Origin of the sequence: Pseudomonas paraveronii (genome assembly GCF_963681955.1) — a bacterium.
In the GTDB taxonomy this organism is placed as follows: Bacteria; Pseudomonadota; Gammaproteobacteria; order Pseudomonadales; family Pseudomonadaceae; genus Aquipseudomonas; species Aquipseudomonas paraveronii.
The window spans coordinates 472,280-486,828 of sequence record NZ_OY817130.1 but is presented as its reverse complement, the minus strand read 5'-3'; the positions used below and the strand labels follow the sequence as shown (position 1 = coordinate 486,828).

The 14,549-nt window shown below is 62.3% G+C and carries 11 protein-coding genes and 1 pseudogene; 2 read left to right on the top strand and 10 right to left on the bottom strand.

Annotated elements, in window-relative coordinates; genetic code table 11:
- Positions 1–324: 324 nt before the first annotated feature.
- From U5A08_RS02100 to U5A08_RS02065, 8 genes and pseudogenes are all read right to left on the bottom strand, one after another.
- Positions 325–1,881: an SPOR domain-containing protein gene (locus tag U5A08_RS02100; RefSeq protein ID WP_321850074.1), complete on the bottom strand. Its 1,557-nt coding sequence runs from the start codon at positions 1,879–1,881 to the stop codon at positions 325–327.
- 10 nt (positions 1,882–1,891) lie between these two features.
- Positions 1,892–2,992 (bottom strand): 3-dehydroquinate synthase, encoded by a 1,101-nt coding sequence (aroB, locus tag U5A08_RS02095; protein WP_321850073.1) that lies wholly within the window; start codon positions 2,990–2,992, stop codon positions 1,892–1,894.
- A 125-nt stretch (positions 2,993–3,117) separates the two neighbouring features.
- Positions 3,118–3,636 carry a shikimate kinase AroK gene (aroK, locus tag U5A08_RS02090; protein ID WP_024072964.1) on the bottom strand — a complete coding sequence of 173 codons (519 nt, stop codon included), beginning with the start codon at positions 3,634–3,636 and terminating at the stop codon, positions 3,118–3,120.
- 4 nt (positions 3,637–3,640) lie between these two features.
- Positions 3,641–4,894: pseudogene (locus tag U5A08_RS02085) on the bottom strand (type IV pilus secretin PilQ); the annotation flags it as partial.
- Positions 4,895–5,035: 141 nt separating this feature from the next.
- Complete coding sequence (locus tag U5A08_RS02080) at positions 5,036–6,007, bottom strand: pilus assembly protein PilP (RefSeq protein ID WP_321850070.1); 972 nt, start codon at positions 6,005–6,007, stop codon at positions 5,036–5,038.
- On the bottom strand, positions 6,004–6,555 hold the full coding sequence (locus U5A08_RS02075; protein ID WP_253392894.1) for a PilN domain-containing protein: 552 nt from the start codon (positions 6,553–6,555) through the stop codon (positions 6,004–6,006). Before U5A08_RS02075 ends, U5A08_RS02080 begins: the two co-directional genes overlap by 4 nt.
- Positions 6,555–7,208, bottom strand: a complete 654-nt coding sequence (gene pilM / locus U5A08_RS02070; protein WP_321850068.1) for a type IV pilus biogenesis protein PilM — start codon at positions 7,206–7,208, stop codon at positions 6,555–6,557. Before pilM ends, U5A08_RS02075 begins: the two co-directional genes overlap by 1 nt.
- Positions 7,209–7,231: 23 nt before the next feature.
- Positions 7,232–7,378, bottom strand: coding sequence for a hypothetical protein (locus tag U5A08_RS02065; RefSeq protein WP_321850066.1), 147 nt, complete (start codon positions 7,376–7,378; stop codon positions 7,232–7,234).
- A gap of 51 nt (positions 7,379–7,429) precedes the next feature.
- On the opposite strand from U5A08_RS02065, the gene U5A08_RS02060 reads away from it, so the two are divergent.
- Complete coding sequence (locus U5A08_RS02060) at positions 7,430–9,892, top strand: penicillin-binding protein 1A (RefSeq protein ID WP_425262840.1); 2,463 nt, start codon at positions 7,430–7,432, stop codon at positions 9,890–9,892.
- A gap of 211 nt (positions 9,893–10,103) precedes the next feature.
- On the opposite strand, the gene U5A08_RS02055 is transcribed toward U5A08_RS02060, so the two are convergent.
- Both U5A08_RS02055 and rpmE read right to left on the bottom strand, forming a co-directional pair.
- Positions 10,104–11,372 (bottom strand): malic enzyme-like NAD(P)-binding protein, encoded by a 1,269-nt coding sequence (locus tag U5A08_RS02055; RefSeq protein WP_253392886.1) that lies wholly within the window; start codon positions 11,370–11,372, stop codon positions 10,104–10,106.
- Between the two features lie 319 nt (positions 11,373–11,691).
- Complete coding sequence (rpmE, locus tag U5A08_RS02045; RefSeq protein ID WP_247406541.1) at positions 11,692–11,925, bottom strand: 50S ribosomal protein L31; 234 nt, start codon at positions 11,923–11,925, stop codon at positions 11,692–11,694.
- Positions 11,926–12,150: 225 nt separating this feature from the next.
- On the opposite strand from rpmE, the gene U5A08_RS02040 reads away from it, so the two are divergent.
- Complete coding sequence (locus U5A08_RS02040) at positions 12,151–14,370, top strand: primosomal protein N' (RefSeq protein ID WP_321850064.1); 2,220 nt, start codon at positions 12,151–12,153, stop codon at positions 14,368–14,370.
- The last annotated feature ends 179 nt before the right edge of the window (positions 14,371–14,549 follow it).

The following is a 14,549-nucleotide window of genomic DNA, read 5'->3' as shown; positions in this document are numbered from 1 at the left end:
ATATCGAGGCAAATTTCTTTTCAATTCAACCAGTTACCTTCCACGCCGAACGTTCGTCGGCTTTGCAGGGGCAAAAGGGAGGTCATTGTACACACCGACACAGACGCTCACAAATTTAGCGACGAGATGTCGCAAATCTATGTCGCATTTATGAAAGGTTTAAAGCGATATGCTGTGCTAGTCAAAACTTTTTTAATTTTGACCGCTACGACTCAAAAGCCACTGTGACGCAGACACCACAACGCGCGCGGCCTTGAGGGCTGCACGCACTTGCGGTTTTTTTTGAGGTGCCGGGAGGGCGGCCTGGGTAAGGCCGCCGGATCTTCAGCGAGTTGCTGCCAGTTCTTGTTGAACGCTGGCAACAGTGCGAGGCCAAGGTTTACCAGCCTGAACCTTCGCTGGCAAGGCTTTGATAGCGGTATCGGCGGCGGCACGGCTTGAGAAGCTGCCGTAAGTGATCACGTAAAGAGGCTTGCCGTTGAGCACTTTCTTGAAATAACGGTACTCGCCGCCCTGCTCCTTGACGAAGGCTTGAGCGTTGGCTTCGGAGCTGGTGCCGAGGATCTGCACCACGAAGTTACCGCTGGGCTGGCTGGTGTACCAACTGCTACCGGTGGCGCCGGCCTTGGCGACAGTCACCGGTTTTTCCGCCGGTTTGGCGGCCGGGGCCGGAGCTGGCTTGGCGACAGGCGCTGGCGCGACCGGCTTGGTGACGGGCGCCGGCTTGGCAGTCGCGACCGTAGGCGCAGGCGTTGGTTTTGCCGCCGGTTGGCCGGCGGGGACGCCCGCAGGTGGCGCAGTGGTGGTCACGGTCGGCGGTGTGGCACTGGAGCCTTCCACCGGCACGCCGTCGTCGCCTTCGGAGATACCGCCTGCTTCTTCGGCGAGCGGGCCGCGCATGACAGGCTGGCCGACCATCGGCAGGCTGGTCGGTTGGCCGGAGTTGGCGAATTCGACATTTGGCGTCGGTTTACCCAGTGGCAACTGCGCCTGTTCGGTTGGCGCGCCGGCAGTGGTCGGTGCCTTGCTGCGACCCGGGATCAACCAGGCGGCGGCGACAGCGACCACGACAACGGCGGAAATAGCCAATACGTGCTTCTTAGGCATAGTGAACCCCATCTTTGGACGCTTGACCGCAGAGCGGCTGGCAATCATGGCTTCAATCATGGCATCCCGGGCGACCTGATTAATGGTGCCAGGCCAGCCGTCGGAGCTTTCGTGAATATCAGAGATCTGCTGAGCGGAAAAAAGTTCGATGCCCTGCCCGGCGCCTTCGAGACGTTGCGCCAGGTATTCGCGGGTTTCTTCCTCTTCATACGGCTGCAATTCGATGACGTGGAACAGCTCCTGCTCGCCGCTGATCTGCTCCAGAGCGGCGATCAGGGACGATTCACCGAACAGGAACACATGCGGACGGCCTTCCGGCGTACCCGCTGCCAGCGCCAGCAGCGCCTCGAGGGCCGACTCGTCAAGCTGCTCGGCGTCGTCCACCAGCAGGTAGACTTCCTGGCCGGTCAGGCCCAGCTGCACCACTTGCTTGAGAATCGCATTCGGCTCGGCGCTGGCAACGTCCAGGGCCTGGGCCACCTGGCGCAGCACTCCGGCCGCATCACCGGCGCCACGCGCCGACACCACCACGCTTTGCACCGATTGCTTGTTGGTGCTGGCGACCAGCGCCTGGCGCAGCAAGGTCTTGCCGCTGCCCAACGGGCCGGTGACGACCAGCAACAACTGGCTGTAGCGCGCCAGGTGATGCAACTGCCCGAGCACCGGTTTGCGCTGCGCAGGGAAGAATTTGAAACCAGGCACCCGTGGAGCGAAGGGGTCGTGGCTTAACTGGTAATGGCCGAGGAACGCCTCGTCGGCATGCAAACTAGTCATCGGGCTCTTATTAACCTTTAAGCTGGGCCAGGGCGCGGTAATCCGCTCCCAGCGTGGCCTGTAAAATCTCTTTCGGATAATCGTCGGTCACCACCGCTTCGCCTATGCGACGCAGCAGCACCAGTCGCAGTCGACCGTCGATCACTTTCTTGTCTATCGCCATATGTTCGAGGAAATCCGCCTCACTCATCTCCTCGGGCGGGATCACCGGCAACCCGGCGCGCTGGAACAGGCGGATGCCCCGATCCCGCTCTTGGGCGCTGATCCAGCCCAGGCGTTGCGACATCTCCAATGCCATCACTGTGCCAGCCGCTACGGCTTCCCCATGCAACCACACACCATAGCCCATGTGCGTTTCGATCGCATGGCCGAAGGTGTGGCCCAGGTTCAAGGTGGCCCGAACACCGGACTCCCGTTCGTCGGCATTCACCACCAGCGCCTTGGCGGCGCAGGAACGCGAGATCGCCTCGGTCAGCGCCACTTGGTCGAGCGCGCGCAGGGCGTCGACATGTTCTTCCAGCCAGGTCAGGAACGGTTCGTCACAGATCAGCCCGTACTTGATGACTTCCGCCAGGCCCGCCGACAGTTCGCGCGGTGGCAAGGTGTTGAGGGTCGCGGTGTCGATCAGCACGGCCTGAGGCTGGTAGAACGCGCCCACCATGTTTTTGCCCAGCGGATGGTTGATGCCGGTCTTGCCGCCCACCGACGAATCGACCTGGGACAGCAGGGTGGTCGGCACCTGGATGAAATCTACGCCGCGCTGGTAGCAGGCGGCTGCAAAACCGGCCATGTCACCAATCACGCCGCCACCGAGGGCGACCACGGTGGTGCGCCGATCATGGCGTGCGCTCAGCAAGCCATCGAAGATCAGTTGCAGGGTTTCCCAGTTCTTATGGGCTTCGCCGTCGGGCAGCACCACGGAGATCACCGAGTACGCCGCCAGGCTGCGGCTCAGACGCTCAAGATACAGCGGCGCGACCGTTTCATTGGAGATGATCGCCACTTGCCGCCCGGCAATATGCGGTGCGAGCAACTCGGGTTGGTCCAGCAGACCTTCGCCAATATGGATCGGATAGCTGCGCTCGCCTAGATCGACCTTAAGTGTCTGCATGTGTCCCCGCGTTGAAGATGTATTAACGACCGGCAACGTCGCGATCCGACGTCGCCTGATGGCTCTACGCCACACCCCACAGGGTGATAGCGCGCCGCCGAGAATAGCGCATTTCGGGCCTGGCTTTAACGGGGTGGCAGCCGTTGCAGGCGCTCAAGAATGTCGAGCACCACCATCCGAGGTGGCCGCTCATCGGTTTCCACCACCAGATCGGCGATTTCCCGATACAGCGGATCGCGCAGCGCCAGCAGATCCCGCAGGGTTTTCGCCGGGTCGGCGGTGCGCAGCAGTGGGCGATTGCGATCGCGCGCGGTGCGCCCCACCTGCTGCTCGACCGACGCATGCAGATAGACCACCCGACCACCGGCATGCAGTGCCCGGCGGTTCTCCTCGCGCATCACGGCACCGCCGCCGGTCGCCAAGACCACGCCATCGCAGCCGCACAGCTCGGCAATCATCGCCTGCTCACGATCACGAAAGCCCAGCTCGCCTTCCTTATCGAAGATCCACGGGATATTGGCACCCGTGCGCAATTCAATTTCCTTATCGGAGTCTTTGAATGGCAGGCGCAGCTCTTTGGCCAGCAAACGGCCGATGGTGCTTTTTCCAGCGCCCATCGGTCCTACAAGAATCAAATTTCGCACAGAATCAACGACTCACAGCAATCGCCTGGTTATTCATAATACGCGGAGTCAGGAATACCAGCAGCTCGGATTTTTTCTCCGCCAGCACATCGCGCCGGAAAAGGCGGCCAAGATACGGCACATCGCCCAAAAATGGCACTTTATCTACCACTTTGCTTTGGGTATTGGAGAAAACCCCGCCAATCACGATGGTCTCGCCGTCCCTGACCAGCACCTTGGCGTTGACCTCGTTTTTCTTGATCGGCGGTACGTCGTTGAGTTTGTTCAGATAATCCGGCTCATCCTTGGTGACTTTCACCTCCATGATCACGCGGTCGTCAGGCGTGATTTGCGGGGTGACCTCCAGGGACAGCGAAGCCTCCTTGAACGACACCGAGGTGGCGCCGCTGGAGCTGGATTCCTGGTAGGGAATCTCAGTGCCCTTGAGGATGCGCGCAGTTTCCTTGTCGGACGTGACCACCTTGGGCTGCGAGACGATCTCGCCGTTGCCGGTTTTCTCCATGGCGGTCAGTTCCAGGTCCAGCAGCAGGTTGTCGGTGATAAACGCGATACCCAAGCCGGAGGTGCCGGTGAGCGCACCCAAGTCGACGAAGGGCGCACTGGGTGGATTGTCCACAGGCTCCGCCCCCGGCGCCGGAGGTTGCTGGATACCACCGGCGCCCCAGTTGCCGCGATTGACCTGCCCTCCCCAGCGCACGCCCAGGCTTTTGTCGTAGTCGACATTGGCCTCGACAATCCGCGCTTCAATCATCACCTGGCGCACCGGAATGTCCAACTGCGCCACGATGCGCCGCAGCTCTTCCAGGCGCTCGCCGGTCTGGTAGGCAATGATGTTATTGGTGCGGTCATCCACCGCCACCGACCCGCGCTCATCGGTGGTGCCCTCCAGGCCGGTCACCGACTGGAACAACTTGGCCAGGTCCGCAGCCTTGGCGTAATTGACCTGCAGCAGCTCGCGACGCAATGGCGCCAGTTCGGCCATCTGCTTGCGCGCCTCCAGCGTCAGCAGTTCGCGCGCGGCCAACTCTTCGGCGGGCGCCACCAACAGCACGCCGGCCTTTATTCGCTTGTCCAGCCCCTTGCTTTGCAACACCAGGTCCAGCGCCTGATCCCAAGGCACGCCCTTGAGCCGCAGGGTGATCGAACCTTGCACATCGTCGCTGGCGACCAGGTTCAGGCCCGCCACATCGGCAATCTGCTGCAACACAGCGCGCAGCTCGATGTTCTGGAAGTTGAGGTTCAGCTTGTCGCCGGTATAGGTGCCTGATGCCGCACTGCCGGGAGGCGGCAGTTGGATCAGATCCACACGATTGGGCACAGCAGCAGCCATCGGTGCCGTGAACGCTATCCATAGCGCCACACCGAAGGACGAGAAAGTCCTTTTCATTGTTTGATTCCGTTATGAGTTGACGTTTAGCACGAGGGTTCGCGGGCGCTCCAGCCATGCGCCCTGTTCGTCGGGAAACAACTCGACCAATTCGACATAGCCTTCAGCAATGGCCGTGACCCGACCGTGGTCCGGCCCCAGGTAATCGCCGACCGCCAGCCTGTGGACGGTGGCCGCGGCACGTAGCAGGGCGAAGGTTTGCATGCCTCGGGACAGCGTGCCGACCATTTCGAACTGGTCGACGGCGATACCTTCCAGGGCTCCGCGGGCGCGGTCGGGGTCTGGCGCGAGCGCGGGCCGGCCAGGCACGTGATCGACCTGCAAGGCGCGTGGCCGGAACGGATTGCGCAAGGCAAGCGCGTCATAGACAAAGCGCGGCCCAGGCTCAAAGGCCTGGTCCGGCTGAGCGCCCGGTGACGGATTGCGATACGTCTTGGCCAGCAACTCCAGGCGCAATGCCGCCCCATCCACTCGCAGCGCGACATCATGCACCGTGACGATGCGCGGCAAGCCGCCCAAGGCGCTCACAAACATCGCCAGGTCGTGATAAGCCCCGGTGACGCGCAGGTGTAACGGCTGCTCGATATAGAGTGGCCGGGGCTGCTCATCCAACAGCACGATCTCGTCGACGAGCACCGCATTGGCCGCGCCCAGCCGGGCAATATCTTCGAGCAAAGCGGGTACCCCGGACGCGCCAGGCAACTGCTGCAACAGCCCGGTAAAGCGCGCCTGCATCGCCTGAAACTGCAGGCTGCGCGCCTCAAGACTGGCGGCAAGGCCCGCCTTTTCGGCGACCTGGCGCTGCAAGACGACGCCCTGCGCCTCGATCCCCTGCAACCGCTCCCGCGACGGGCTCAGGTACATCCCATCGCCCACCCACAGCACCAGGCCGGCGAGCGCGCAGCCGAGCACGGCCTTGGCGGGCAAGGGCCATTTCGTAGCGTTGTGGGTGAGAGCGGAAAAGTCGAGCCTGGGCAGGCTCACGGCTGGGCCTCGACGGACTCTCCCTGGCGCACCGTCAATTGAAACTCGTTGCCGCCCTGGTCATCTTCCATCCGCACACGTTGCAGTCGAGTGGCGTGGGCGCCTTCGGAGGCCTGCAGGCGGCGCATCAGTTGGGCGATGTCCTGGCTGGAATCGGCGCTGCCGCGGATACTGACGGTATCGCCCTTCGCCACCACTTCATGCAAATGCACGCCGTCTGGCATCGCGCGGGCCAACTGATCCAAGAGCTGGGCACCGGCCGAACGGGCTTCGCTCAAGTCCTGCACGACCTTCATGCGCTCCGCCAATTGCTGGCTTTGCTCCTGCAGGTCATCGATGGTCTTGATGCGCGAGTCAAGGATGGCAACGTCCTTGTCCAGATGGTTATTACGCGTCACTTGTCGGTCAATCGCCTGGTCGATCACTTGATCGGCCAGCCACACGGCAGCAAGCGCCACACAGGCAAACGCCAGCAGCAGCACCAGGAAGTATTTGCGCCGCCGTTCCGCCAGCGCCTGGCGCCAGGGCAAAAGGTTGATTCGTGTCATCAAGCGAAACTCCTCAGGGCCAACCCGCAAGCAATTCCCATCCCGTGGGCATCCACGGCCCATTGTGCGCCATCGACTCGATGGCCCGGCGTGAAGCTGCCGAAATCCTGACTGCAAGCGCGCGCCAATGCAAATGCTTCCACATCCACCACCTTCGGCACCAGCCCAGCCAGGCTCAAAACCGCGACGCGAGCCTCTACCTGGGCCTTATGGCACGCGACGAGCAATACATCAACCCGCGCCCCATTCTGGGCCGATGGCCCGCGAACCTGGAAATCCAGGGCCATCTCATCCAGCGGGTACGGGATGTACTGGTCGGCCTCCATCTGGATCATCCAGGTCATTTCTTCCTCACTGAGCCCCGCCTCCAACTCGATCACCCGCGTAATAACCGAAGGGCCCGACACGGCCACGGCCGCTTGGCGGGCCGAGGTGCGCAACCGGGCCAACGCCTGGGACAACGCCTGCCCGACGCCGTCGAGGTCGAGCATGCTGCTATCGACCACGGTTTGGGCCGGTAGTGCCTGAGTGGCATAGCTTTGTACGCTGTAGCCAGTGGGCGAGCGGCCGAGTTCGATCAGCCGGATGCCCGTGTCCTGAATGTCGACACCCAGGACGGTATCGACTTTTTGCCTGAAAAATCCCTTTCCCATAAAACTCCCTAAAACTTTCCCTGTCATACCGCCTGATTGGCGCGGGGCACCGTGCATTCGGTCGCCTTGTTTGCGAGGCGCGAATGACGCCCCAAGCTGAAAAATGCTTTAATGCCCAGCGTTTTTTCCCGCTTTTTATCTGCAGCTCGGGTCGATTCATCGTTTGCCATGCATGCCCCGGCGCCTAACCCATTCTTTTCTCTGGAAATCCAAAAGCCTTGATTCGTCTGCTGAAGTTTTTCGGGTACTCCATTGTCGCCATCGTTTGCGGGCTGCTGCTCGTCCTCAGCGGCGCCTACCTCTACCTTAGTCCGGGTTTGCCCTCCGTAGAGGCCCTGAGAAGCATCCAGTTGCAGATTCCTTTGCGGGTCTACAGCAGCGATGAAAAGCTGATCGCGGAGTTCGGCGAAATGCGCCGCACCCCGATCCGTTTCGCGGATATTCCGCCCAATTTCATCAACGCCCTGCTGTCGGCCGAGGACGATAATTTCGCCAACCACTACGGCGTCGACCCCAGCAGCCTGGTACGGGCCGCCACGCAGTTGGTAAAAAGCGGACACATTCAATCCGGCGGCAGCACGATCACCATGCAAGTGGCGAAGAACTTCTTCCTCACCAGCGAGCGCAGCTTTTCGCGCAAAGCCACCGAGATCCTGCTGGCACTGCAGATCGAGCGGCAGCTGACCAAGGACGAGATCCTTGAGCTGTACGTCAACAAGATCTACCTGGGCAACCGCGCCTACGGCATCGAAGCCGCGTCCCAGGTCTACTACGGCAAGTCGATTCGTGACGCCAGCCTGGCGCAGATGGCGATGATTGCCGGCCTGCCCAAGGCGCCCTCGCGCTTCAACCCGCTGGCCAACCCGGCGCGCAGCAAAGAGCGGCGCGACTGGATTCTGGGGCGCATGTACAAGCTGGGCAAAATCAGCCAGAGCGCCTATGAAAGCGCGGTGGCCGAGCCGTTGAACGCCAGTTACCACGTACCGACCCCGGAAGTGAACGCCCCTTATATCGCGGAAATGGCGCGTGCCGAGATGGTCGGCCGTTATGGCAGCGAGGCTTACACCGAAGGCTTTCGCGTGACCACGACCGTTCCGAGCGACTTGCAGGAAATCGCCAACAACGCGGTGCATGAAGGCCTGATCACCTACGACCAGCGCCACGGCTACCGCGGCCCAGAATCGCGCCTGCCGGGCAAGACCCTGAGCGCCTGGACCACCGAACTCGGCAAACAACGCACGATCAGCGGCCTGGAACCGGCCATCGTCACCCAGGTGAAGAAGGACGGCGTGCAGGTACTGACCCGCACCGGCGAAGCGCATGTGGCGTGGGACAGCATGAAATGGGCGCGCCCATTCCTGAACACCAACAGCATGGGCCCGATGCCCAAGCAGCCGTCGGACGTGGCGCAGGTGGGCGACTTGATCCGCGTGCAACGCCAGAAAGACGACAGCCTGAAATTCAGCCAGGTGCCAGTCGCACAAGGCGCGCTGGTTTCCCTCGACCCGCAGAACGGTGCGATCCGCGCCCTGGTCGGCGGCTTCGCGTTCGAGCAGAGCAACTACAACCGTGCCACCCAGGCCAAGCGCCAGCCGGGCTCGAGCTTCAAGCCGTTCGTCTACAGTGCCGCCCTGGACAACGGCTACACCGCCGCCAGCCTGGTCAACGATGCCCCGATCGTGTTTGTCGACGAGTACCTGGACAAGGTCTGGCGTCCGAAGAACGACACCAACACCTTCCTCGGCCCGATCCGCATCCGCGAGGCGCTGTACAAGTCGCGCAACCTGGTGTCGATCCGTTTGCTGCAGGCGATGGGCGTGAACAAGACCATCGACTACATCACGCGCTTTGGTTTCAACAAGGCGGACCTGCCGCCAAACCTGTCCCTGGCCCTGGGGACGGCGACCCTCACGCCGATGGAAATCGCCACCGGCTGGAGCACATTTGCCAACGGCGGCTACAAGATCACGCCGTACCTGATCGACAAGATCGACAGCCGCAATGGCGACACCCTGTTCACCGCCAACCCGCCACGAGTGCCGGGTGATGTGGTCAACGGCGTGGCCGCCAGCGATGGCTTGGCCGCACCAAGCAACGGCGGTATCACCATCGAGCCGACCCCAGGCGCAATGCCCGTGGCCAACCCGGCGGCCGCACCTGAACCGCAAGCGCCGGCGGTGGCCGAGCGCGTGGTGGATGGCCGCACCACCTACATCCTCAACAGCATCCTGGAAGACGTGATCAAGAAAGGCACCGGCCGCCGCGCACTGGCCCTGGGCCGCGCGGACATTGCAGGCAAGACCGGTACCACCAACGAATCCAAGGACGCCTGGTTCTCCGGCTACAACGCCGACTACGTGACCACCGTGTGGACCGGCTACGACCAGCCGGAAAGCCTCGGCCGCCGCGAGTTCGGCGGCACCGTCGCGCTGCCGATCTGGATGAGCTACATGGGCGCGGCCCTGAAAGACAAGCCGCTGCATACCCAGCCAGAACCGGAAGGCATCCTCAGCCTGCGGATCGACCCGGTCAGTGGCCGTGCGGCATCGCCGAGCACGCCGAATGCGTACTTCGAGCTGTTCAAGAGCGAAGACACGCCGCCGTCGATCAACGAACTGGGCAATGGCGTGGCGCCGGGCAGCCCGCTGCCGGCGGACGAGGCGGCACCGATCGACCTGTTCTGACGGAGTCTGTGTTTGAACACAGATCCAATGTGGGAGGGGGCTTGCCCCCGATGGCAGTGGACCAGTCAACTCATCAGGTGACTGACACACCACTATCGGGGGCAAGCCCCCCTCCCACATTTGGTTCTGCCCAGGCCTCGGGTTTATAGCCACACAGCAAAAAGCCCCGACTCGCGAGAGCCGGGGCTTTTTGTGGGTGCGCTACAACGGCTTAGCCGTTGAACACATCATCCACGCTTTGCAGCGGGTAGTTTTTCGGATACGGCAGGGTGGCCACACCGGTCTCGATCGCGGCTTTGGCCACGGCGTCGGAGATCAGGGTGATCAGGCGCTTGTCCATTGGTTTCGGAATGATGTATTCACGACCGAATTCCAGCTTGGCGCCGCCGTAGGCATCGCACACATCCTGAGGCACCGGCAGCTTGGCCAGTTCACGCAGGGCGTTGGCGGCAGCCACTTTCATTTCTTCGTTGATGCGCTTGGCGCGAACGTCCAGGGCACCACGGAAGATGAACGGGAAGCCCAGTACGTTGTTGACCTGGTTCGGGTAGTCCGAACGGCCGGTGGCCATGATCACGTCGTCGCGGGTGGCGTGTGCCAGTTCCGGCGCGATTTCTGGGTCCGGGTTGGAGCAGGCGAACACGATCGGGTTGGCCGCCATGGCCTTCAGGCCTTCAGCGCTCAGCAGGTTCGGGCCGGACAGGCCGACGAACACGTCGGCACCGTCGAGGGCTTCAGCCAGGGTGCGCTTGGAGGACGGATGCGCAAACATCGCCTTGTACTGGTTCAGGTCGGTACGCTCGGACTGGATCACGCCCTTGCTGTCGACCATGTAGATGTTTTCCAGCTTGGCGCCCATGCTGACGATCAGCTTCATGCACGAGATGGCCGCAGCACCGGCGCCCAGGCAGACGATCTTGGCGTCAGCCAGGGTTTTGCCAGCGATTTCCAGGGCGTTGATCATGCCGGCCGCAGTAACGATCGCGGTGCCGTGCTGGTCATCGTGGAATACCGGAATGTCGCACTGCTCGATCAGGGCCTTTTCGATCTCGAAGCACTCAGGTGCCTTGATGTCTTCCAGGTTGATGCCACCGAAGGTGATGGAAATGCGCTTGACGGTGTCGATGAAAGCCTGCGGGCTCTCGGAATCGACTTCGATGTCGAACACATCGATGCCGGCAAAGCGCTTGAACAGCACGCCTTTACCTTCCATGACTGGCTTGGAAGCCAATGGGCCGAGGTTACCCAGGCCGAGAATCGCGGTGCCATCGGAAATCACTGCAACCAGGTTGCCTTTGCCGGTGTATTTGTACGCCAACTCAGGGTCACGGGCGATTTCACGTACAGGCTCGGCAACGCCAGGGCTGTAGGCCAGCGACAGGTCACGGGCGGTGGCGGTGGCTTTGGTGAGCTCTACACTCAGCTTTCCTGGACGAGGATGGGCATGATATTCGAGAGCGGCAGTTTTCAAATCAGACATATCGGCATTCCGCTTTTACTGTTGGTCGACGGACCGCCGAGGATACTCGTGTCGTAAAGCCCCTACAAGACTGGACAGTCAGTGGTGTCAAGGGCTATGCACTACGACTTTTGGCCAAGAGCTGCGGGATACAAGGAGCGAACTGCTCACAATCTACTTAAAAAATGTCTACAATTTTTCTTCCGATATCGATTTCAACAAGCGCAATCGCGTTAGAGTTCCTGCCTGGCCGCCGACAGCCAAATCGCGGGCACAAAAAAGGCGCCCACAAGGGGCGCCTTTTTCAACAGCTGGCAAAAGCCCATAGGGCTTTTGAGCCTTACTCTGCTGGAGTAGCAGCAGGCTTCTTGCCGAAAGCACCAAAGCGATCTGCGAAGCGCTGTACACGGCCGCCAGTGTCCAGAGTTTTCTGCTTACCGGTGTAGAACGGGTGGCACTCGTTGCATACGTCAGTGCCCAGTGGCTTGCACAGGTTCGAACGGGTTTCGAACTTGTTGCCGCAGCTGCAGGTGACTTCGATGGTTTCGTACGCTGGATGGATACCGGCTTTCATGGTGACTTCCTCAGGCTAGCGTGCCGCCACTCGACACCATTGTCGAATACCGCACGTAATTAGGCCGCGGATTCTACCAGACCTTTTTAAACGCGCAAGCGCCGCTCTGCATCGATTCAGCACACCAACGCCCCTTTCATCCGAAAACCGCGGCATACCCAACGCATCCCTCGTCTGCTAGGCTCCCGCCCTTCGTCATCACCCTCCTTTATAGAGAACCCCTGCGTGCCCGACGCCATTTTGCGCCTAGCCCTGCCCTCGCCCCTGCGCCGCCTGTTCGACTACCGGGCCCCGGCCGGCGTGCTGCGGGCGCAGTTGCAGCCGGGCATGCGGGTGCGGGTGCCGTTTGGCCGACGGGAAATGATCGGCATCCTGGTAGAAGTGGCCGATCACAGCGAAGTCCCGGCAGAAAAGCTCAAACCCGCCGTGGCCATCCTCGACACCACGCCGCCGCTACCGCCCGCGCTGTTCAAGCTGTGCCTGTGGACTGCCCAGTATTACCAGCACAGCCTGGGCGACACCTTGAGCTGGGCGCTGCCGGTGCTGCTGCGCCAGGGCGAGTTGGCCGAAGCACGTCAGGAGCGCTTCTGGTCGACGGTGCCCGGCGCCCGTCTCGACGACCCGCGCATCGCCCGCGCTCCGCGTCAGCGCGAGGCCCTGGCGACACTGGCCCAGCACCCCCATGGCGTGGCCCATCAGCTCTTGAGCAAGCTGATGCTGAGCAAAGACAGCCTCGACCTGCTGCTCGCCAAAGGCCTGGTGCAAGTCGAGATCCGCAAGCACGCCCCGGACCCGCGCCATGAACACTGGCTGGCCCAACCGGAATTGCCGCTGAACCCCGAACAGCGTGCGGCCTATGAAGCCATTCGCGCAGGTTTTGACAGCTTTCACGCGTTCCTGCTGGCCGGCGTGACCGGCAGCGGCAAGACCGAAGTCTATCTGCAGTTGATCCGCGAAACCCTGCAGGCCGGCAAACAGGCGCTGGTGCTGATCCCCGAGATCAACCTAGGCCCGCAAACCCTGGCGCGTTTCGAACAGCGCTTCAACGCACGCATCGCCCTGGTGCATTCGGCGGTCAACGACCGTGAACGCCTGGAGTCGTGGCTGGCAGCGCGGGACGGCGAGGCCGACATTATTATCGGCACCCGCTCGGCGCTGTTCACCCCGATGAAAAACCCCGGGCTGATCATCATCGACGAAGAACACGACGGTTCGTACAAACAGCAAGAAGGCCTGCGCTACCACGCCCGCGACCTGGCCCTGGTGCGCGCACGCCAGGAAGACATCCCGATCGTGCTGGGTTCGGCCACGCCGTCCCTGGAAAGCCTGCATAACGCCTACACCGGCCGCTATGGCCTGCTGCGCCTGAATGAGCGCGCAGGCGGCGCCAAGCAACCGCGCTTCCTACGTCTGGATGTAAAAAGCCGACCACTGGACAGCGGCATTTCCGGGCCGATGCAACAAGCCATCGGCCAGACCCTCGCCGCCGGCCAGCAAGTCCTGGTGTTTCTCAACCGTCGCGGCTTCGCACCGACCTTGTTGTGCCATGACTGCGGCTGGATGTCCGAATGCGAGCGCTGCGATGCGCGCATGACCGTCCACCAGCGCCATGGCGAGTTGCGCTGCCATCACTGCGGCCATGTGGAACGTGTACCGCGCCATTGCCCGCAATGTGGCAAAGTCGACCTGCGACCGGTTGGCGCGGGCACCGAACGCGCCGAAGAACGCCTGGGCATCCTGTTCCCGGACTACCCGGTGCTGCGGGTCGATCGCGACAGCACCTCGCGCAAGGACGCGATGAACCAGCTGTTCGCCACCATCCAGAAGGGCCAGCCGTGCATCCTGGTGGGCACGCAGATGCTAGCCAAGGGACATCACTTCCCCCGGGTGACCCTGGTGTCGATCCTGGATGCCGACGGCGGCTTGTTCTCCGGCGACTTCCGCGCCAGCGAGCGCATGGCGCAGTTGATCGTGCAAGTCGCCGGGCGGGCCGGGCGGGCCGAGGAGCCGGGCAAGGTGATCATCCAGACCCACCTGGCTGACCATCCGCTGCTGATTCAACTGACCGAGCAAGGTTACTTCGCGTTTGCCGAGCAGGCCTTGAGCGAACGCCGCGCCGCCGGCCTGCCGCCCTTTGCCCACCTCGCGCTGCTGCGTGCCGAGGCCCACAAGCCGGGGCAGGCGGAGGGGTTTCTCGATGAAGCCTGCAGCGCCGCCGAACGTCTGCTCGCAGAGCTGGGCCTGAGCGGCATCGAATTGCTCGGCCCGGTGCCCGCGCCCATGGAGCGCCGCGCCGGACGGTATCGCGCTCAGCTACTCTTGCAGGCGACGTCCCGCGCGCCGCTGCATCGGCTATTAAGTAGCTGGTTACTTGCGCTGGAGCAAATGCCCAGCGGGCGCCAGGTGCGATGGTCAATGGATGTGGACCCGGTCGATTTGTACTAACCCTGTAGGAGCGAGCTTGCTCGCGAAAAACCCGAGAGCACCGCGTAAACCCGAATATCCGCGTTATCGTTGACGATTTTCGCGAGCAAGCTCGCTCCTACAGTGGGCAGGATGCCCTTAAAAAGCCCCGCAGGTCTGGAACGGTTGGCAAGCCCGCCCTCGCCACGGATAATGCCCAG

Excerpts from the sequence above, each read along its gene's own strand:
- U5A08_RS02100 (WP_321850074.1), bottom strand. The coding sequence starts at position 1,881 with ATGACTAGTTTGCATGCCGACGAGGCGTTCCTCGGCCATTACCAGTTA.
- aroB (WP_321850073.1), bottom strand. The coding sequence starts at position 2,992 with ATGCAGACACTTAAGGTCGATCTAGGCGAGCGCAGCTATCCGATCCAT.
- U5A08_RS02075 (WP_253392894.1), bottom strand. The coding sequence starts at position 6,555 with ATGACACGAATCAACCTTTTGCCCTGGCGCCAGGCGCTGGCGGAACGG.
- pilM (WP_321850068.1), bottom strand. The coding sequence starts at position 7,208 with ATGGGAAAGGGATTTTTCAGGCAAAAAGTCGATACCGTCCTGGGTGTC.
- U5A08_RS02065 (WP_321850066.1), bottom strand. The coding sequence starts at position 7,378 with ATGGCAAACGATGAATCGACCCGAGCTGCAGATAAAAAGCGGGAAAAA.
- U5A08_RS02055 (WP_253392886.1), bottom strand. The coding sequence starts at position 11,372 with ATGTCTGATTTGAAAACTGCCGCTCTCGAATATCATGCCCATCCTCGT.
- rpmE (WP_247406541.1), bottom strand. The coding sequence starts at position 11,925 with ATGAAAGCCGGTATCCATCCAGCGTACGAAACCATCGAAGTCACCTGC.